Here is a 20,323-nt window from a genome sequence, read left to right as displayed (position 1 = left end):
TCCGTTAGACCGCCATCGGCGCCGTGATGGGCGCGTGGTGCTGGTAGCCTTCCAGCGAGAAGTCCGATGGTTCGACCAGTTCCAGCCACTCGGGCTGGTACTTGCCGGTCGCGGCGTAAGAAGGCACGCGGTCGGAAATCACCAGCTTGGGCGCGGGGAAGGGCGCGCGCGTGAGCTGCTCCTTGACCATGTCCAGGTGGTTTTCGTAGATGTGGGCGTCGCCCACGAAGTAGGTGAACCAGCGCGGCGTGTAGCCGGTCAGGCGGCCCACCAGGTGCAGCAGGGCCGCACCCTCGGCCAGGTTGAATGGCGTGCCAAGGCCGATATCGTTGCTGCGCACGTACAGGCACAGCGAGATTTCGCGCGTGGCGGCGTTGGGGATGAACTGGTACAGCAGGTGGCAGGCCGGCAGGGCCACGGCGTCCAGGTCGGCCGGGTTCCAGCCGTGGAACAGGATACGGCGGCTGCCAGGATTGTTGACGATGGTGTCCAGGCATTCGCGCAACTGGTCGATGGCTTTGTATAGCAGGACCTTGTCCACGCCTTGGTCGCGCAGCGGCGCGATCACGCGGAAGCCGTTGCGCTGGGCGTCCTCGATCTGCGCCACCTGGTCGGCGGTGATCAGCTTGTAGCCGGGCCAGCCGCGCCATTGGACGCCGTACACGGGGCCCAAATCATCTTCGCCCAGGCGGTAGGGATTGGCCAGCCACTGCTGGTTCTCGTTGGCGTTCTGGTCCCACACTTTGCAGCCGAGCGCGCGGAAGTCGGCGGCGCTGCGCGAGGCGCGCAGGAAGGCGCACAACTCGCCCACCACGGACTTGAACGCCAGCTTCTTGGTCGTCACGGCCGGGAAACCGTCATTGAGCAGGTCGAAGCGCATCATGGCGCCCGGCACGCTCAGCGTGCGGATGCCGGTGCGGTTGTCCTGCCAGCTGCCGGTGTCGAGTACCGTCTTGATCAAGTCCTGGTATTGCTGCATTCAATTCTCCAACGTGAGGCGGGGGCGCTGTGGCCCGGGAAGGCGGTTATTGTAGCAGGGGCTGTCCCCGGCTTAGCGGGACGGACCGCGCCCGCCGGCCTTCGATTTGCGCTGGCCACCGGCAGCGCCGCCGGCCGCCGCTTTGCCGGCGCTGCGCGCGAGTGATTTGGCGCCCCGTCCACCGGTCACGACGATGGCGCCGCGCGGAACGGCGGCGCCTGCAGGGCCGGCTTTGGGGGCTGCGCTGCGAGCTGTGTCAGGGCGATTCGGCAGGCCAGCTTTCGGACCAGCTTTGGGGGCAGCCTTCGGGCTGGTTTGGGCGCCGGCGGGCTTGCGCGCCGCGGCCAGCGCGGCAGGGCGCTGGCCGGCGGTGGGGGCGAGGGCCGCCTTGCCGCCGGGCGCGCCGGTGAACGGGCGTTTCTTCTTGCCGGTGGCGGCGGCCGGTTTGGCAGCCGATGCGCCGCCGCCGGTGGCTGGCACGCGATGGTCGGCTTCGAAACCCGGTTCTTCCTCGCGCCGGATCACCTGGCCGGTCAGCTTTTCGATGGCTGCCAGCAGGTCCACTTCATCGGCGCAGACCAGCGACACGGCCTCGCCCGTTGCGCCGGCACGGCCGGTGCGGCCAATGCGGTGCACGTAGTCTTCCGCCACGGTCGGCAGGTCGAAATTGACCACTTGCGGCAGCGCTTCGATATCGAGTCCGCGCGCGGCCACGTCGGTCGCCACCAGCACCTGCACCTGGGCCGTCTTGAAGCGGTCCAGCGCCCGCAGGCGGGCGGGCTGCGGCTTGTCGCCGTGGATGGCGTCGGCCGCGATGCCTTCTTCCAGCAGCAGTTGCACCAGTTGTTCGACGCCCTTGCGGGTCTTGACGAACACCAGCACCTGGCCCCAGCGCAGCTTTTTCATCAGGTGCAGGAACAGCTCGGGCTTGCGCTTCTTGTCGGTCGGGATCAGCCACTGCTTGACGGTCCTGGTGGTCGTGTTGCGTGCGCTGATTTGAATCTCGGCTGGATTGTTCAGCAGGCCCTTGGCCATGGCGCGGATCGCGTCCGAGAACGTGGCCGAGAACAGCAAGGTCTGGCGCGGCTTGGGCATGGCCATGAACAGCAGGTCCAGGTCGTGCGAGAAGCCCAGGTCCAGCATGCGGTCGGCCTCGTCCAGCACCAGCGTCTGCAGCGATTCGAAGCGGATGGCCTCCTGGCGCAGCAGGTCCAGCAGGCGGCCCGGCGTGGCCACCAGCACGTCCAGTCCCTTGCGCAGCTTGTTCACCTGCGGCTCAATCGGCACGCCGCCATAGGCCACGGCATAGCGCAGCGGCAGGTTGCGGCCATAGGTGCGGAAGCTGTCATGGACCTGTTCGGCCAGTTCGCGCGTAGGCACCAGCACCAGGCAGCGCACCGACTGCGGCGCCACCATGCCTTCCATGGTCAGGCGATGCAGGATGGGGAGCGCGAAGCCGGCCGTCTTGCCGGTGCCGGTCTGGGCGGCCGCCATCAGGTCGCGGCCCGCCAGCACGGCCGGTATCGCCTGCTTCTGCACCGGCGTGGGCGCATGGTAGGCCAGTGTTTCAAGCGTGCGGAGGATAGGGTCGATCAGACCGAGGGATGCGAATGTCATGGTGTGGTGGATAAAAAGCGGGAAGGGCGGCGCGGGGAAACCGGCCGCCGGATTAATTCGTCAGGGCGGAGGCCCACAGGGCCAGAATCTCGCGCACGCGCGCGTCGGGCAGTGCCAGCAGGTTGTCGCCCACATACCATTCCACCACGCTGTGCTCGGGCAGCGCGCCGTGCATGGCGCGGTTGAACAGCCATACGCCGTGCCGCGCCGCGATCTCGTTGCGGATGTCCATGGCGCGTTCGCGGCTCACGGGCAGGTGCAGATGCAGCATGTTCGCCTGCGGACGGCCCGGATTGACCATCATGCGGGGATGCGCGCGCAAGGCTTCATACAGCCACTGCGTGCGGCGGAAGTAGTCCGGCATGGCCGCCAGCCGGGCATCGAACTGCATGGCTGCCGCCACCACATAGGGCGAACGGTGCACGATGTTGCCGCCCTGGCGGCGATACCACTCGGCCGCCCGGGCCACAAAGGCATGGCTGCCGGCCAGCATGGCGCCACCGAGGCCGCCTATGCCCTTGTACAGCGAGACGTAGACGCTGTCGAAGCCGGCGGCGATGTCCGCCACTGGCCGGCCGTAGGCGGCAGCCGTTTCCCACAGCCGCGCGCCATCCATGTGCAGGTGGATGTCCTGGGCGGCGCAGTGGCGCTTGATGGCCTCCAGTTCTTCCCAGGCGGGGCACTGCCCGCCGATCTCGCGGGCCGGCAGTTCCAGCGAGGCCGCGCCCAGCCGGTCGGGGATGGCTTGCAGTTCTTCCAGCGTCCACGGACGGTGTTGGTCGCCGATCTGCAGTGCATGGAAATGCTCGAACAGCTGATGATTGCCGCGTTCATGGCGCAGGTTGTGGGCGGTTGGGTGCAGCGCTACCAGCCGGCTGCCCCGGTCGTCGCAGGCCAGCCGCAGCGCCGTGGCTTGCGCCATGGTGCCCGTGAGGCAGAACACGGCCGCCTCCTTGCCCAGCAGGTCCGCCACTTTCGCTTCGAACTGCTGCAGCAGGGCGCCTTCGCCATAGGTATCGTGCGCCACGCCGTTCGCTTCGCACCATGCCGCCATGGCGGCGAAGGTCTCGGCCGGCGTGGGTTGCCGGTGGCCCGGCAGGACCGTGTGGCATTGCTGGCGCAGTTCGGCGTCGGTCACGGCAGCGTCCGGTCAGTGTACGACGTGGACGTTGTGGAACTGCAGCGCCGCCAGGTTGGCGTACACGCCGCCCAGCGCCACCAGCGAAGCGTGGGTGCCGGTTTCGACGATCTTGCCGTCTTCCATGACGATGATGCGGTCGGCCCGCTGCACGGTGGCCAGGCGGTGCGCGATGATGACGGTGGTGCGGCCTACCATGGCCGCTTCCAGCGCCGATTGCACCAGGCGTTCCGATTCCGCGTCCAGCGCGCTGGTCGCTTCGTCCAGCAGCAGCAGCGGTGGGTTCTTCAGCAGCGCGCGGGCGATGGCGATGCGCTGGCGCTGGCCGCCGGACAGGCGCACACCGCGCTCGCCCAGGAAGGACTGGTAGCCCTGCGGCAGGCGCTCGATGAATTCGTGGGCGGCGGCCAGCTTGGCGGCCTGGATGACTTCCGCGTCGGTGGCGCCGGCGCGGCCGTAGCGGATGTTCTCCATCGCGTCGGCCGAGAAGATCACGGTATCCTGCGGCACAATGCCGATGGCGTCGCGCAGCGTGTGCAGGTCGAGGCGGGTGATGTCCACGCCATCGAGCTTGATCGCGCCTTGCTGCGGATCGTAGAAGCGCAGGAACAACTGGAACAGGGTGGTTTTGCCGGCGCCGGACGGGCCGACCACGGCCACCGTCTCACCGGGCTTGATGTCGAGCGACAGGTGTTCCAGCGCCATGGTGTCGGGGCGCGACGGGTAGCTGAACGTCACATCCTGCAGCGCCAGCGCGGCGCCGTTGGCCGCGCGCGGCGGCAGCGCCAGCGGCTGCGATGGCGATTCGATGCGCGACTTGGCCGACATCAGCTCCAGCAGGCGTTCCGTGGCGCCGGCGGCGCGCTGGGCCTCGCCCATCACTTCCGACAGGGCGCCGATGGAGCCGGCCACGATGGAGGCATACAGGATGAACTGGCCCAGGTCGCCGCCCGTCATGGTGCCTTCGATCACGGCGTGCGCGCCCAGCCACAGCACGAACACGATGGTGCCGAACACCAGCACGATGGCGATCATGGTCAGCAGCGCACGCGCGCGGATGCGGCGCATGGCGGTCAGGAAAGCGCCTTCGACGGACGCGCCGAAACGCTCCGATTCCACTTTCTCATGCGTGAACGCTTGCACGGTGGGCATGGCGTTCAGGATCTCGCCGGCCATGGCCGAGGCGTCGGCGATGCGGTCCTGCGAGTCGCGCGACAGCTTGCGCACGCGGCGGCCGAACATCACGATCGGCAGCACCGTCAGCACCAGCAAGCCGATGATGATGGACGACAGCTTGACGCTGGTGACGAACAGCATCACCAGCCCGCCCAGGAACAGCAGCACGTTGCGCAGTGCCATGGAGATGCTGGTGCCGACCACGGCCTGGATCAGTGTGGTGTCGGTGGTGATGCGAGACAGGACTTCGCCGGTCTGGGTCGTTTCGAAGAACTCCGGGCTTTGCGTGACCACGTGCCGGTACACGGCGCTGCGGATGTCGGCCGTGACGCGCTCGCCGAGCCAGGACACCGTGTAGAAACGGGCCGCCGTGGCCAGCGCCAGCACGGTGGCGACGGCGAACAGCGCCAGGAACACCAGGTCCACGTGCTGGATGCTCTTGCCGCCGGCGGCGCCGCCGAAGCCCAGGTCGATCATCTGCTTGAAGGCGGCCGGGATGGCCAGCGTGGAGGCGGCGGCCACCACCAGCGCGATCCCGGCCATCGCGAACTGGCGGCGATACGGACGCAGGAACGGCATCAGGCCCTTGAAGGCGGCCAGGCTACCCTTCTTCAGTTGGCGCGATTCGGTGGGAGCTGCGGCGGACGGTGTGCTGGCGGTGGTGCTATTTGTCATCGTGTTGGCAGTATTGTTAGTCATCGTATTCATAGTTTCATGGCGCCTGCATACCCGGTCAGTTCCAGGTAGGCCCGGCCCGCCGGCACGCCGTCGCGACTGATCGTGACGGCACCCTCCCAGTACACGGCGCCGGTCGAGCGTCGCGAATCGAGCTCCTGGTCGTCCTGCAACGGCACGATGCGCCATGCGGTGCGGCCCGTGGTGAGCAGGGTGGCGACGGGATACTCGGCATTGGTGCGGGGCGAACGCCACCGCCGCTGCGGGGTAAAACTGACCTGGTCCGGCGAATATTGCGTGATCTTACCGGATGCATCGCGCCATGTCGCGTGCGCCCATAGTTTACCACCTGTGGCGCTGCGGATCTGGAAAGCCATCAGGGCGCCGCCGTCGTCCAGGTTGGCGCCCACCCAGTCCCAGCCCGTGGCGGCCGGATCGAGCACCTGGGACGACCATTCATGGTCGAACCAGCTGCGGCCTGACACGGTTTGCACCTTGCCCTGGCGGGTGACGGTGCCGCTGGTGGCCAGTTGCGGCGCGCTGTAGTAATAGCTGGCCTGGGCAGGTTGCGGCCCCTTGCGCGAATAGCCGGCGTCGCCTTGCAACAACAGTGGCTGGGTGGGGGCCAGCCGCAGCGCCAGCGCGAAGCTGGCCGTGTCCACGCTGATGCGGTAGCTGCCATCGGCGTCGCGCACCATGCGCCAGGCGTCGAGCTTGACGTCGGTGTCGCCCACTTTCGCATAGGCCAGGCCGAAGCCCTCGCGCGCGCTGCGCTGGTCGTGCAGCAGCCTGCCGTTGGCCGGATCGGACAAGGCGGCGTGGCCGATGATCATCTGCTTGGGCGCGAAGCGGCTGGGATTGGCCCGGTCATGCGGCGTGGCGCTGCGGAAGAACGTGACCTGGTAGCCGAGCGGCTTGCCGTCCGGCCCTGTGAGCCAGCCGGTCACGTACCACCACTCCGTTTTGTAGTCGGGATGGGCGCCGAAGCTGGCCGGGAAGGGCAGCGGCGCGGCCAACGGGGTGACAGCCGTGTATTGTGGTGGTTGCGGTGGCGCGGCCATGGCCGGCGCGCACAGCGTGGCCGCCAAGCCCAGGGCGAGGTTGAATGCCAGGCGCTTCATCGTTACCAGTCCTCCCTGACTGCCCGTATCGGCCCGCCGGACAGGGCCTGGCGTCCGGCCAGCAGCGCCGTCAGCGCGGCGGCGCCCAGCAGCAGGCTGGCCACCACGGCCAGCAGGCCCCAGGGCAGGTGCAGTTGCATGGTCCAGTGGAACGATTGCGGGTTGATGACGAAAACGAGGATCAGGCTGATGAACCAGCCCAGCACGAAGCCGGTGACGATGCCCAGTCCCGTGAGTGACCCGCCCTCGATGGCGAGGATGGCCAGCACCTGGCGCCGGGTGACCCCCACGTGGCGCAGCATGCCGAATTCGCGTGCGCGGGCCAGCGTCTGCGCCGAGAACGTGGCCGCTACGCCGAACAGGCCGATCACGATGGCGATCGCTTCCAGCAGATAGGTGATGGCGAAACTGCGGTCGAACACCTGCATGCTCATGGCGCGGATGTCCGATGGCTGGCCGAAGTCCAGCCGCGCGCCGAACGGTAGCCGCTTGAGCCGGTCGATGGTCTGCGCGGCACTGGTGCCCGGTTGCAGCCATAGCGCCGCGTCGCTCACTTCCATGTCGCCGGTGAGGGCGCGGTAGTCGGACAAACGCATCTGGATAGAACCAGTGGGGCGGGCGTAGTCGCGCCACACGCCGGCCACGAAGAAGGCGTGGCTTTGTCCGGCCAGCGGCAAGGCGATGCGCTGGCCGGGCGCCATGCCGTACAGGTCGACCATCGCTTCCGAGATCCACACGGGCGGCACGCCGGCCGGGGCGGGCAGGGACGATCCGACCAGCGGCAGCAGGCGGCCGGGGTTGGCCGCGTCGATATAGCGCGCCATCAATGCCACGTTGGGCCGGTCGGCCGCCAGCGACAGCGCGCGCACGCGCAGGAAGTCGGCCTTCTGCACACCGGGCAGCGCGGCCAGCGCGGCCTGTTCCGGCGGCCGCAAGCCGGCCGTGACGCCGCCGCTGGCCGAGCGCACATACAGGTCGGCCGGCAGCAGGTGCTGCAACCAGTCGTCCAGCGAGACACGGAAGCTGGCCACCATGATGGCCATGGCCACCATCAGGCTGAAGCTCGACAGCACCCCGCCCAGCGCGATGCCGGCCTGGCCGGAGGCGTTGGCCAGCCGCGCCAGCGTCAGCGACAGCACGGGCGACGGGTCGGGACGGTGCGCGGTGGCCGCGCTCCAGCGCGCGTGCGCGGCGCGGAACACGATGGCGGCCAGCCGGGGCATGAGGGCGATGGTCCCGATCAGCATCAGCGCCACGGCCAGGTAGCCGAAGATCGGCAGTTCGAACACGGGCGGCGCGCGGCTGAGCAGCGCGGCAAGCGCCAGGCAGGCGACGGCGGGCCAGGTAGTGGCCAGGCGCGCGATGGTGGCTTCCTCCGTGCCCGATTTGAGGGCGACGGCCGGGCGGGCGCGGGCCGCCTCCAGCGCCGGTGCGGCGCAGCCGAGCAAGGCCACGCCCACGCCCAGCGAAAAATAGACCAGCGCCGCCACCGGCGTGAATTGCACGGATGGCTGCACGCCCGCGAATAAGCCCGCGCCCAGATCAGCGCCGAAGAAGCGCAGCATGGCGGCCGCGATGCCATAGCCGGCCGCGATGCCGATGGCCGATCCGGCCACACCCAGGCAGAGGCCTTCCAGCAGGATCTGGCGCAGAAGGCGGTGGCGGTCCATCCCCAGCACCCGCAGCAGCGCGAACTGGCTGCGCCGGCGGATCACGGACAAGGCCTGGGTGGAGAACACGAGGAAGGCGCCGGTGAACAACGCCACCAGCGCCAGTACGGTGAGATTGACCCGGTAGGCACGGCTCACGCCCTCGTTGCGGCTGTTCTGGTCCTCATCGTTGGGCAGGGCCACGCGGAAGCGGCCCGGATAGCGGCGCTCCAGCGCCTGCGCCAGTTGGGTCTTGAACGCCCCGCGGTCGACGCCGTCGCGCAGTTTGAGGTCGACGCGCGACAGTAGCCCCAGTTTGTTGAAGCGCCACTGGGCCGCGCCGATGTCCATCACGCCGAGCCGCTGGCCGGCGCGCGCGTGCAGCAGCGAACCTGCCACGCGTAGCTTGACCGTCTCGGTGCCGCTTTGCAGCGGGAGCGTGCCGCCGCGCGCCAGCTTGAGCCATGACTGCGCAGCCGGGGACAGGAACACGGCGTCGTCGGCCAACGCGTCGTAAGGCTGATCGTCCGCCGGCACGCCCATCAGGTCGGGCGTCACGAACGCGGCGCGCATGGCGTCCACGCCGATCAGCTTGAGCGCGTTGCGCTGGCCGGGCAGCGAAGCATCGAATTCCAGCACGGGCGAGGCCACGGCCACGCCTTCACGGGTCGCCAGATCGGGATAAACCGTTTCGTCAAAAAACGCTTCCGTGCCGCGCACCTGCACGTCGGCCACGCCGGACAAACCCTTGATGGCGGATGAGAATTCGTTGAACGCGGCGGCGTTGATCAGGTGGATGGCGAAACCGAGCGCGATGCCGACGGCGATGGCGGCGATGGCTGTGATGGTGCGCAGCGGGTGGGCGCGCCATTCGCCCAGCAGCAGCCAGCGCGACAGCCGGCGCAGGCCGGCGGCCACGCTGCGGCGATTGGGCGCGGCTAGGATTGCGGACATTCGAGTGCCAGTTTGTCGGCCGCGTGCCGGGCCCGCAGTTGCGCATTGGCGGCGGCCTTGCCGCTGGCGTTACGCGCTGCATCGTCGGCCCACTGGCGATGCAGCTGGAGGCGGCCGCATTTCAGGCGTCTGGCTTCGGCGGCGCGGTCAGCGCGGGCCTGGGCGCGTTCATCGGCCTGCTCGCGTTTCAGCCTTGCCTTTTGCAGCGTATCCGCCTGGCGTTTGTCTTCGGCCAGTTCGGCGGCCGACGTGGCCGCAGCATCCGGCGATGGTGCGGCCGGGGTGGCCAGCACGGCGCCGCGTCCGTCCGCGCATGGCGCCGCGCCGTAGCTGATCTTGCCGTCGGCCGACGTGCATTTGTAGACCGGCTGCGCGCCGGCGCTGGCGGCCCACAGCAGGGCAGCGGCGAGCCACGAGCGCGCCCATGCCGTCACAGTATTTTCCCCGGGTTCATGATGCCCATGGGGTCCAGCGCGGACTTGATGGCCCGCATCAGGTCCAGTTCCACGGCGCTCTTGTAGTGGGCCAGGTCGTCGCGTTTGAGCGCGCCGATGCCATGTTCGGCCGAGATGGAACCGCCAAAAGCGACCACGCTGTCGTGCACCACGCGGTTCACTGCGTCCTGGTTGGCCAGGAATGCATCGTGGCCGATGCCGTCCGGCGGCGCCACGTTGAAATGGAGGTTGCCGTCGCCCAGGTGGCCGAAGCACACCAGCTGGCAGCCCGGGAAAGCCTGTTGCAGCTGGGGTTCCGTGACCGTGATGAACTCTGCGATGCGCGACACGGGCAGCGAAATATCGTGTTTGATGTTCTTGCCGGCGGCCGCTTGCGCCAGCGGAATGTGCTCGCGCAATTGCCATAATCCGGCCGATTGCGCGATCGAGCTGGCCACCACGGCATCGTCGATGATGCCTTGTTCCAGCGCCGCGCCGATCGCGTCCTCCAGCAGCGCGACGGCATGCGCTTCGGATTCATTACTTGATAACTCAAGTAATACGTGCTGGCCGTGCGGCGCCGTGAAAGGCCGGGGCAGCTGCGGGAAATGCTGGGCCACCAGTGCCAGGCAGAATGCGGACATCAGCTCGAAACCCGTCAGGCTGGCGCCACAGCGGTCCTGCATCAAGGTCAGCAAACGCAGCGCATGGTCCGGCGTGGGCAGGGCCGCCAGCGCCGTGATGCAGGCTTTCGGTTGCGGATACAGCTTGAGCACCGCGCCCGTGATCACGCCCAGCGTGCCTTCGGCGCCGATGTACAGGTCGCGCAGATCGTAGCCGGTGTTGTCCTTGCGCAGGCCGCGCAAGCCGTCCCACAACTTGCCCTGCGGCGTCACCACTTCCAGCCCCAGGCACAGTTCGCGCGTGTTCCCGTAGCGCAGCACGGCCGTACCGCCCGCGTTGGTGGACAGGTTGCCGCCGATGCTGCAACTACCTTCGGCCGCCAGCGACAGCGGGAACAGGCAGCCCTCGGCCGCCGCCGCTTCCTGCACCTGCTGCAGGATGCAGCCCGCGTCGACGGTGATGGTGCGGTTGACGGGATCGATGGCGCGGATGCGGTTCAAGCGCGCCAGCGACAGCACCACGGCATCGCCGCTGGCATCGGGCACGCTGCCCAGCACCAGGCCCGTGCGCCCGCCTTGCGGCACCATCGGCACGCGCCATTGCGCGCAAGCCGTCACCAGCAGACGCACCTGTTCGACCGTGGCCGGCCGCAGCACCGCGGCGGCCTTGCCGGTGAAGCGGCCGCGCCAGTCGGTGAGGTAGGGCGCCATACCGGCATCGTCGCAAACGACAAAATCGTCGCCCACCACGCTGCGGCAATGGGCCAGGAAGTCCTGCAGGGAGTTGGCGGAGACGGTCATTTTGCGCGGTTCACTTTGTCCAGCAGTTCCTTGGCCATGCGCTTGGCTGCCTTTTTGTAGGGGCGCAGGTACATGACCGCGCATACGAAGTAGACGCAGACGATGGCCGCCTCGCCCCAGCCCAGCCAGGCCGACACGCTGCCCTTGTCGCTGTAGCCGCGCACCACGCCTTCCGTGAAGTACAGCAGGATCATCATGGACGACCATTGCAGCGTGTAGATGTCGCGCCTGAACACGCCATACAGCGGAATCAGCAACGGCACTGCCTTGAGTACCACCCACGAGCCGCCCGGATGCAGCGGCGCCAGCACCATCTCCCACAGCACGCACCAGATGATGAGCAGGATCAGGCTGGCGATGGCGCCGCGGTGGAAATAGCGATGCAGCTTGTCGTTGACCATCATTGTCCCCGCAGTTTGACGGCCGTCTCGGCCAGGCGCCGGCCCAGCGCGATGGCCAGCCGCTTTTCATCGTCCGTGATGGCCAGTTTGCCATCGAGTCCCGCCCAGTGGCTTGCGCCATACGGGGTGCCGCCGCTGGCGGTGGTCATCAGTTCGGGGTGGGTGTAGGGCAGGCCCAGCACCATCATCCCGTGGTGGAACAAGGGGATCATCATCGACAGCAGCGTCGATTCCTGGCCGCCATGCAGGCTGCCGGTGGAGGTGAACACGCAAGCCGGTTTGCCCGCCAGGGTGCCGGACAGCCACTCGGCCGAGGTGCCATCCCAAAAATACTTCATGGCCGAGGCCATGTTGCCAAAGCGTGTGGGCGAACCGAGGGCCAGCCCGGCGCATTCCTGCAAGTCCTCCAGTTCCACGTAGGGTGCGCCTTCGGATGGGACGTCCGGCGCCGTCGCCACCGTCACCGTGGAGACGGCCGGCACCGTGCGCAACCGCGCGTCGCAGCCTGGCACGCTCTCGATTCCTTGTGCGATCAGCTCCGCCAATTTTCTGGTGGCGCCATGACGTGAATAGAACAATACGAGAATAATCAGATTGGTTTGGTTCATGGGAGGTATTATATGGCGCTTTGGCGAGTGGCATGAGTGCTACTCTTGCATCCTGATTACTGATTCCATGTTTTTAAAATTCGTCCCCATGTTCTGGCAATTCCTGAAACAGCGCTACGCTGGCGGTGCGGAGGCCGTCCGATCCTTGTCGTGGCAGGAAAGCCTCGACCTGCTGCAGTTCGCCCGCCGCCGCCTGCGCGAGGAGAGCCTGACCCAGGTGGCCGGCAGCCTCACGTTCACGTCCGTGTTCGCGCTGGTGCCGCTGCTGACGATCGCGCTGGCCATCTTCACCACCTTCCCGATGTTCAATACCTTCCGCAATTCGCTGGATGCGTATTTTATCCAAAGCGTGATGCCGAAGGCGATCGCCAACACCATCATGGGCTACCTGACCGGCTTCGCGGCCAAGGCCACGCGGCTGTCGGCGGTGGGCGCGGTGGCGCTGGTGGTGACGTCGGTGGCCATGATGAACACCATCGAGCAGGTGTTCAACCGTATCTGGCAGGTGCGGCGCGACCGGGGCTGGACCAAGCGCATCCTCGTCTACTGGGCCCTGATCACGCTGGGGCCGTTGCTGATCGGCGGTTCGCTGACGCTGTCGTCGCACTTCTTCATGGCCACCAACGACCTGGTGGGCGGCATTCCCGTGCTGGGCGCGCTGATCTACACCGTCCTGTCGATCGCGCTGACGACGGCCAGTTTCACGTTGCTGTATGTGATCGTGCCTAACCGCGAGGTGGACTGGCGCGACGCCGCCTGGGGTGGCCTGGTGGCCGGCCTCGCGTTCGAGGTGGCCAAGCGCGGCTTCGCGGTGTTCATCACACACTCGCCCAGCTATTCGAAGATTTACGGCGCGCTGGCGGCCTTGCCCTTGTTCCTGCTGTGGGTGTACGTGTCGTGGCTGATCACGCTGGTCGGTGCGCTGCTGGTGGCGGCGCTGCCGGTGGTCAAATATGAGCGCTGGTGGCACGAGGCCGTGCCCGGCGGCGAATTCGTGGACGCGATGGCCATCCTGAAGGTGCTGTACGCGGCGCGCCAGGGCAGCGACACGGCGCTGGTGAACGCGAGCGCCATCCGCCGCGCCACCCGGCTCGGTTTCGATGAAATGGACCAGCTGCTGGAGAAGATGGCGGCCGAAGGGTGGGTGGGCCGGGTGCAGACGGAAGCGCCGCGCCGGGTCCAGTGGGGCAAACGGGTCAGCGACAGTGATGATCACTGGGTGTTGCTGGCCAATGTGGACCGCCTGACGCTGGCCGACGTCTACCGCCTGTTCGTATTCGGCGGCATGCGCGTCAACGCCGGCGTGGTGGCCGAGGAAGACGAACGCGACGTGCGGGCCGCGCGCGACTCGGCCTCGCTGGCGCGCGCGGTGGAAAGCGCCGTCGAGCAGGGATTGGGACGCACGCTGGCCGAGCAGTTTGGCTAGCCTCCCGACCGGCGCAGTACAGAACAGCGCAGCGCCGGACGGAATCAGGCGCTAGCGGCTGACGAAGCCGTACAGCGCCTCGCGCACCGCGTCCGGCTGTTCGCTCATCAGCGAGTGGCCGCTGTCGACTTGTACCACCTTGCCGTGGGCGATGGTGGAGGTCAGCAGCTTGGTGGAGCGCGCTGGCGTCATCATGTCCTTGCGGCCGAACAGGAACAGGGTAGGGCAGCGCACCGATTGCGCGGCCGCTTCGCCGTTGGCGTAGCTGTTACAGGCCGAGAAATCCGTATGGAACACCAGCGCGGGGTTGATGGCCGAGATGCGCTGCATCAGCCGGCGCGCGCCATCCATCACGGAAGTGCCCGGACCCGCGCTGGACGGCTTGCGCGTGGCCGACGAGTGCGACCAGATGTTGACCATGTCGATGGCCGCCGCTTCGTCCGTGCGCGCCGTCTCCAGCAGCGCGTCCGACACCTTCATCGGATAGGTCGAGCCGATCATGCCCAGGTGCGTGACGCGGTCCGGCGCCCGGAACGCCGCTTCCAGCGCGATCAGCGATCCCATGCTGTGCCCGAACAGCGCCGCCTGCCGTACGCCGGCCGCGTCCAGCACGGCCAGCAGCCAGTCGGCCAGCGCTTCCACGCTGGCCTTGGCCGCGCCCTGGCTGCGGCCGTGGCCGGGCAAGTCCACCGCCAGCACCCCGTAGCCATGGTGGGCGAAAAAGCGGGTCTGCAACGCCCACACGCTATGGTCGTTCTGGGCGCCATGGATGAACACCACGGTGGGCAGGCTGGCATCGAACGGCTTGCCGCCGGTGTAGCAATAGGCGTCCACGCCTTCCACGTTGAGCAGCATGTCAGGCTCCTTTCTGGGACGATTTGAGGCCGCGGGCCAGGTCTTCGATCAGGTCGTCCGCATCCTCCAGGCCGACGGACAGGCGCAGGGTGCTTTCCGTGATGCCGGAAGCGGTCAGTTGATCGGTCGGCACGCGGAAGTGCGTGGTCGAGGCGGGATGGATGACCAGGGATTTCGCATCGCCCACGTTGGCCAGGTGCGAGAACAGCTGCAGGCTTTCCACGAAGCGCTTGCCGGCCGCGCGGTCGCCCTTGATGGTGAACGACAGCACGGCGCCGCAGCCTTTGGGCAGCAGGGTCTTGGCCAGTTCGTAGTCGGGATGGCTGGGCAGTTCGGGATAGGACACCGCTTCCACCGCCGGATTGGCGAGCAGGAATTCCACCACCTTGCGGGTGTTGGCCACGTGCCGGTCCATGCGCAGGCCCAGCGTTTCCACGCCCTGCAGGATGGCGAACGCGTTGTGCGGACTCATGATGGCGCCGAAGTCGCGCAGCCCTTCGCGGCGCGCGCGCAGCGCGAATGCGCCCACGGTCGATTCTTCCGTGAACACCATGCCGTGGAAGCCGTCGTACGGTTCGCACAGCTCCGCGTAGCGGCCGGTCTTGTCATGCGCGGCCTGCCAGTCGAAGGTGCCGCCGTCCACCAGCAGCCCGCCCATGGCGGTGCCGTGGCCGCACAGGAATTTGGTGGCCGAGTGGAACACGAGGTCGGCGCCATGCTCGCACGGGCGCAGCAGATAGGGCGTGGTGAAGGTGGAATCGACCATCAGCGGCAGGTGGTGGTCATGCGCCAGCGCGGCCACCTGCGGCACGTTGAGCACATCGAGGCCGGGATTACCCAGCGTTTCCGCGAACAGCAGCTTGGTGTTAGGGCGAATCGCGGCGCGCCAGGCGTCGATGTCGCGCGGATCGACGAAGGTGGTCTCGATGCCGAAGCGCTTGAGCGTGTAGGCCAGCAGGTTGTGCGAGCCGCCGTACAGCGCGCGCGAGGCCACGATGTGCGAGCCGGCGCCGGCGATGGTGGTCAGTCCCAGGTGCATGGCGGCCTGGCCGCTGGCCGTGGCGATGCCGGCCACGCCGCCTTCCAGCGCGGCGATGCGTTCTTCCAGCACGGCGTTGGTGGGGTTGCTGATGCGTGAATAGACGTGGCCGGCCCGCTCCATGTTGAACAGCGAGGCCGCGTGGTCGGCGTCCTGGAACGCGAAGGCGGTGGTGAAGTAGATCGGGGTGGCGCGGGCGCCGGTGGCCGGGTCGGGTGACGTGCCGGCGTGCAATGACAATGTATCGAAGCCAGGGTAGTGTGGGCCGCTCATGTTGTCTCAGCTGGTGGTTGGAATGCTGGGCATCCTACCCTGAAACGTGCAGTAGCAACAGTGGCAAACAATGTTGCGATTTGATTATCCGCAACGCTGGATTTTTTGGCGGGCTTAGGCTACATTCGCTATAAGGCTACGACAAGTAGAAATCTCATTCATATAGCCCATCACAAAGCGGATAGGACGGCCCAAAATGAAAGTTTCCGAAATTCTCCAGGTTAAAGGCAATATTCTTTACACCATTTCCCCCGACCAGCCACTGGTGGAAGCGGCCAACACCATGGCTGAAAAAGACATCGGCTCGCTGGTGGTGATGGAGTTTGGCGATCTGGTCGGCATGCTGACCTTCCGCGAAGTGCTCAAGGCCGTGCACAGCAACGATGGCGCCGTCGGCGGCGGTACCGTGCGCAAGCACATGGACGACCACCCGATCACCGTCACGCCGGACACGGAAGTGAACGAAGTGCGCCGCATCATGCTGGAAAAGCACGCGCGCTACCTGCCCGTGATGAATGCCAAGACGCTGCTGGGCGTGATCTCGTTCTACGACGTGGCGCGCGCCGTGCTCGAAGCGCAGAGCTTCGAGAACCGCATGCTCAAGGCCTACATCCGCGACTGGCCGGCTGAGACCACGGAATAAGCACCGGCGCTCAACGCGCCCGACGTGCCCCATAAAAAAAACGCTATCGTCTGATAGCGTTTTTTTTCGGCCGTGCCCGCTGCGCCGTTCGCGCGGGGCGGTGCGCCGTTCAGGCGGCGCCTTGCAGCGCGTCGTCGTTGAGCCAGCTGGCCAGCACGGGCGCCGTCATCGGGCGCGCGAACAGGAAGCCCTGGGCCAGCGGGCAGCCCAGCGTTTGCAGGATCATGGCCTGGCGCTCGTCCTCCACGCCTTCCGCGATCACGGCCAGGCCCAGGTTGCGGCCCAGCTGGATCACCATCTCGGCGATGCTGCTGCCGCGCGCCGAACCGGTGATCTCGGTGACGAAGGCGCGGTCGATCTTGAGCCGGTCGATCTGCAGCCGCTGCAAGTAGGAGAGCGACGAGAAGCCGGTGCCGAAATCGTCGATGGCGATGCTGACGCCGGTCTGCTTGATCTGGCCCAGCATCTTGATCAGCAGGTCGGGCTCCTCCATGGCCATCGATTCCGTGATTTCCAGCTCCACGAATTCGGGCGGCGCCTTGGTGTCTTCCAGCGCCGAGCGAAGCATCTCCAGGAAGTAGGGGTGGCGGAACTGCACCTGTGATACGTTAATCGACATCATGAAGTTGTCGTGGCCGGCCGCGCGCAGCGCCACCAGTTCGCGCATGGCGGTGCGCATCACCCATTCGCCCAGGTCGATGATCAGGCCCGAATATTCGGCGATGGGGATGAAGCGGTCCGGCGAAATGAACTTGCCGTCCGGCGTTTGCCAGCGCAGCAGTGCCTCGGCGCCCATCGGCCGGCGCGTGACCAGGTCGATCTGCGGCTGGTACACGACGAACAACTGGTCCTGGCCGAAGGCCGTGCGCAGCGCGTGCATCATGCGCACGCGCTCGCGGATCTCCACGCCCATGCTGCGCGAGAAGTAGAAGTGGCCGGCGCGCTGCTGCAGCTTGGCGCGCTTGAGGGCGATGTCGGCATCCTTGAGGGCGTCGGCGCCGCTGCCGTCATGTTCGTTCAGGCGCACCAGGCCCAGCGTGGCCGACAGGCGCACGTCCTGGCCGTCGATGTTGAACGGGGTCTGGAACAGGGCCAGGATGCTGGCCGGGTTGACCTGGGTCGAGTCGCCCAGCACGCAGAAGATGTCGCCGCCGATGCGCGCCACGGTCAATTGTTCGCCTAAACGCGACTGCAGGCGCTGGGCCACGGTCACCAGCAGCGTGTCGCCGAACTGGTGGCCCAGCGCGTCGTTGGTCTCGGCGAAGTGGTCGAGGTCCACCAGCGACAGGGTGGCCGTCTCGCGGGCCGGGCTGGCCAGCATCTCGTCCAGGATTTCGATCAGGCGCGTGCGGTTGGGCAGCTTGGAGAGCTGGTCGTAGAAGGCCGCGTTGTGCAGGTGCGAGACCAGTTCCACATTGTCCAGGCCCACGGCCACGTTGCTGCAGAAGACCTCCAGCAAGCGCTCGTCGATGTCCGTCATGGTGCGCTGCATGTCGAGGAAGGCGACGAAGTCGCGGCTGGCCTTGCCGGCGAAATACAGCGTGATGTAGTCGGGGCCGTACAGGTTGCGGCGTTCCGTCAGCGACTGTTCCATCGCCGCGTACATGCGTGCGTCGGCCTTGGCCGTCAGCTGCAAGCCCTCCAGGTGGCAATAGGCGCCGGCCGTGGCCATCACCCGCCATTCGTCGCAGCCGTCCTCGGGGCACTCGCGCACGCACAGCGCGCCGCTGGCCTGCTGCCCCATCAGCGAGGCCGACTGGTGCAGCACGCCGGCGGCGAAATTGTGCACGCCGTGCAGCGTCATCAGTTCGGTGCTGGCCAGCACGATCTGGTTCAGGCCACGCCGGCTGTCGTTGATCTTGCGGATCTGCTCGTAGGAGCGGATGGCGGCCGTCACCGTCGTGTACAGCTTGATGCGGGTCAGCTCGGACTTGGTCTTGTAATCGTTGATGTCGAAATCGCGGATGGCGTCGATCTCGGGCGCGTAGCCGGGTTGGCCGGTGCGCAGGATGATGCGCACGTCGGCCAGTTTCAAGGTCTCGCGGATGTAGCGCACCAGGTGCAGGCCGGCATCGTCCTGTTCCATCACCACGTCGAGCAGGATGACGGCGATTTCCTGTTCATGCTGGAGCATTTCGCGCGCCTGGCTGGCCGAATAGGCATGCACGAATTCCAGCGGGCGGTGCTGCATGTCCAGGTTGCCCAGGGCAAAGGTGGTGGTCGAGTGGACGTCCTCGTCATCGTCGATGATCATGACCCGCCACACGCTGCGCACGCCCGTCGTCTCCACCGCCGTCGGGTGCTCTTCTAAGAATACCAGATCGTCGTGATCGTCCTTGGATTGCTCAAGGGGGGTGATCGATGGGGGCATGTGTCGCATCTCCAGGATATCTTGGTGTTCTCGGATTAAGTATATAGCGAATTGTTCCAGAGAACGACGTTTTCGGCAGTTTCCAAGCGGCATAAGGTGTCAATGTGCAAGTTTTGTCGAAATGGCGACAAAAAACCTGGGCGTGGCATTTGTACTAATACGTACCATGTTGTCAAAAAGCTGCCCGGTGGCCACGCCGGAGCCTGCGGACTGGTAAAATGACCGCTTCCTACCTTCCACCAAGACGATATCTATGTCCGGCAATACCTTTGGCAAATTGTTTTCCGTAAGCACTTTTGGCGAATCGCACGGTCCCGCGATCGGTTGCGTGATCGATGGCTGCCCGCCGGGGCTGCCCCTGACCGAGGCTGACATCCAGCCCGAACTGGATCGCCGCAAGCCCGGCACGTCGCGCCATGTGACCCAGCGCCAGGAGTCGGACACGGTGGAAATCCTGTCGGGCGTATACCAGGGCGTGACCACCGGCACCCCGATCGCGCTGCTGATCCGCAACGAGGACCAGCGCAGCAAGGACTACGGCAACATCGCGGAAAGCTTCCGTCCCGGCCACGCCGATTACACCTACTGGCACAAGTACGGCGTGCGCGACCCGCGCGGCGGCGGCCGCTCGTCGGCCCGGCTGACGGCGCCCGTGGTGGGCGCGGCCGCCATCGCCAAGAAGTGGCTGCACCAGCAATACGGCACCGTGTTCAAGGGCTGCATGAGCCAGCTCGGCGACATCGCCGTGCCGTTCCAGGGCTGGGAGCACGTGGCCAACAACCCGTTCTTCGCCGCCAGCGGCGACGCCGACCTGATCGCGCGCATGGAAGCGGCCATGGATGAGCTGCGCAAGGCCGGCGACTCGATCGGCGCGCGCATCGACGTGATCGCCCAGAACGTGCCGGTCGGCCTGGGCCAGCCCATCTACGACAAGCTGGACGCCGACATCGCCTACGCCATGATGGGCATCAACGCCGTCAAGGGCGTGGAAATCGGCGCAGGTTTCGGTTCCGTGGCGCAGAAAGGTTCCGAGCATGGCGACGAGCTGACGCCCGAAGGCTTCATCGGCAACAACGCCGGCGGCGTGCTGGGTGGCATCTCGACCGGCCAGGACATCACCGTCTCGATCGCCATCAAGCCCACCTCGTCGATCCGCACGCCGCGCCGTTCGATCGACAAAGAAGGCAATCCCGTGATGGTGGAAACCTTCGGCCGTCACGATCCCTGCGTGGGCATCCGCGCCACGCCGATCGCCGAAGCCATGCTGGCCCTGGTGCTGATGGACCACGCCCTGATGCACCGCGCCCAGTGCGGCGACGTGCACGTTGCCACGCCCGACATCGCACTGATCGCGCGCTAAGCCGCCACCAAAACCGGGGTCAGGTCATGCCAGCGCGCACTTTTGCGTGAAGGCATGACCTGACCCCGGTTAATGAGATGGTCACCCTCACCCTATAAGTCCTAATCTTATAGGGTGTTTTCATTTCTGGAGGGCGCCATCATGGACAGCGTAACGTTGATCGGTATCGACCTTGGCAAA

Annotated in this window: 16 protein-coding genes; 3 read left to right on the top strand and 13 right to left on the bottom strand. The window is 66.7% G+C overall.

The window, feature by feature from the left end:
* Positions 1-4 precede the first annotated feature (4 nt).
* From H3H37_RS15620 to wrbA, 10 genes are all read right to left on the bottom strand, one after another.
* Positions 5-979, bottom strand: coding sequence for a thymidylate synthase (locus tag H3H37_RS15620; protein ID WP_182164109.1), 975 nt, complete (start codon positions 977-979; stop codon positions 5-7).
* A 72-nt stretch (positions 980-1,051) separates the two neighbouring features.
* Complete coding sequence (locus H3H37_RS15615; protein WP_182164107.1) at positions 1,052-2,596, bottom strand: DEAD/DEAH box helicase; 1,545 nt, start codon at positions 2,594-2,596, stop codon at positions 1,052-1,054.
* Between the two features lie 52 nt (positions 2,597-2,648).
* Positions 2,649-3,734 carry a threonine aldolase family protein gene (locus H3H37_RS15610; RefSeq protein ID WP_182164105.1) on the bottom strand — a complete coding sequence of 362 codons (1,086 nt, stop codon included), beginning with the start codon at positions 3,732-3,734 and terminating at the stop codon, positions 2,649-2,651.
* A gap of 12 nt (positions 3,735-3,746) precedes the next feature.
* On the bottom strand, positions 3,747-5,585 hold the full coding sequence (locus H3H37_RS15605; protein ID WP_182164443.1) for an ABC transporter transmembrane domain-containing protein: 1,839 nt from the start codon (positions 5,583-5,585) through the stop codon (positions 3,747-3,749).
* A 29-nt stretch (positions 5,586-5,614) separates the two neighbouring features.
* On the bottom strand, positions 5,615-6,706 hold the full coding sequence (locus tag H3H37_RS15600) for a lipocalin-like domain-containing protein (RefSeq protein WP_375540006.1): 1,092 nt from the start codon (positions 6,704-6,706) through the stop codon (positions 5,615-5,617).
* A gap of 2 nt (positions 6,707-6,708) precedes the next feature.
* Positions 6,709-9,309, bottom strand: coding sequence for an ABC transporter permease (locus H3H37_RS15595; RefSeq protein WP_182164103.1), 2,601 nt, complete (start codon positions 9,307-9,309; stop codon positions 6,709-6,711).
* A complete protein-coding gene (locus H3H37_RS15590; protein WP_182164101.1) occupies positions 9,294-9,743 on the bottom strand; it encodes a DUF4124 domain-containing protein in 450 nt (149 codons plus the stop codon). The genes H3H37_RS15595 and H3H37_RS15590 overlap by 16 nt, the downstream gene beginning before the upstream one ends.
* Positions 9,740-11,167, bottom strand: coding sequence for an FAD-binding oxidoreductase (locus H3H37_RS15585; RefSeq protein ID WP_182164099.1), 1,428 nt, complete (start codon positions 11,165-11,167; stop codon positions 9,740-9,742). The genes H3H37_RS15590 and H3H37_RS15585 overlap by 4 nt, the downstream gene beginning before the upstream one ends.
* Entirely contained in the window at positions 11,164-11,571 is a 408-nt protein-coding gene (locus tag H3H37_RS15580) for a DUF2069 domain-containing protein (protein ID WP_375540005.1), read from the bottom strand. Before H3H37_RS15580 ends, H3H37_RS15585 begins: the two co-directional genes overlap by 4 nt.
* Positions 11,568-12,176 (bottom strand): NAD(P)H:quinone oxidoreductase, encoded by a 609-nt coding sequence (gene wrbA, locus H3H37_RS15575; RefSeq protein ID WP_182164097.1) that lies wholly within the window; start codon positions 12,174-12,176, stop codon positions 11,568-11,570. The genes H3H37_RS15580 and wrbA overlap by 4 nt, the downstream gene beginning before the upstream one ends.
* Positions 12,177-12,264: 88 nt before the next feature.
* Here wrbA and H3H37_RS15570 point away from each other — a divergent pair, with 88 nt between their 5' ends.
* Positions 12,265-13,602 carry a YihY family inner membrane protein gene (locus H3H37_RS15570; protein WP_229218868.1) on the top strand — a complete coding sequence of 446 codons (1,338 nt, stop codon included), beginning with the start codon at positions 12,265-12,267 and terminating at the stop codon, positions 13,600-13,602.
* Between the two features lie 51 nt (positions 13,603-13,653).
* Here the strand turns inward: H3H37_RS15570 and H3H37_RS15565 are convergent, their stop codons facing one another.
* Together H3H37_RS15565 and H3H37_RS15560 are read right to left on the bottom strand one after the other, a co-directional pair.
* Entirely contained in the window at positions 13,654-14,457 is an 804-nt protein-coding gene (locus H3H37_RS15565; RefSeq protein ID WP_182164093.1) for an alpha/beta fold hydrolase, read from the bottom strand.
* Between the two features lies 1 nt (position 14,458).
* The gene (locus H3H37_RS15560; RefSeq protein WP_182164091.1) at positions 14,459-15,769 is read right to left on the bottom strand and encodes an O-acetylhomoserine aminocarboxypropyltransferase; all 1,311 of its coding nucleotides are present in this window, start codon (positions 15,767-15,769) and stop codon (positions 14,459-14,461) included.
* Positions 15,770-15,965: 196 nt separating this feature from the next.
* Here H3H37_RS15560 and H3H37_RS15555 point away from each other — a divergent pair, with 196 nt between their 5' ends.
* On the top strand, positions 15,966-16,412 hold the full coding sequence (locus H3H37_RS15555; protein WP_182164089.1) for a CBS domain-containing protein: 447 nt from the start codon (positions 15,966-15,968) through the stop codon (positions 16,410-16,412).
* 109 nt (positions 16,413-16,521) lie between these two features.
* Here the strand turns inward: H3H37_RS15555 and H3H37_RS15550 are convergent, their stop codons facing one another.
* Positions 16,522-18,783 carry an EAL domain-containing response regulator gene (locus tag H3H37_RS15550; protein ID WP_182164087.1) on the bottom strand — a complete coding sequence of 754 codons (2,262 nt, stop codon included), beginning with the start codon at positions 18,781-18,783 and terminating at the stop codon, positions 16,522-16,524.
* A 253-nt stretch (positions 18,784-19,036) separates the two neighbouring features.
* On the opposite strand from H3H37_RS15550, the gene aroC reads away from it, so the two are divergent.
* Positions 19,037-20,143, top strand: coding sequence for a chorismate synthase (gene aroC / locus H3H37_RS15545; RefSeq protein ID WP_182164085.1), 1,107 nt, complete (start codon positions 19,037-19,039; stop codon positions 20,141-20,143).
* The last annotated feature ends 180 nt before the right edge of the window (positions 20,144-20,323 follow it).

This window comes from Rugamonas brunnea (genome assembly GCF_014042345.1).
GTDB lineage: Bacteria > Pseudomonadota > Gammaproteobacteria > Burkholderiales > Burkholderiaceae_D > Rugamonas > Rugamonas brunnea.
The sequence above is the reverse complement of the archived record's forward strand: the minus strand, read 5'-3'. Positions and strand labels throughout refer to the sequence as shown.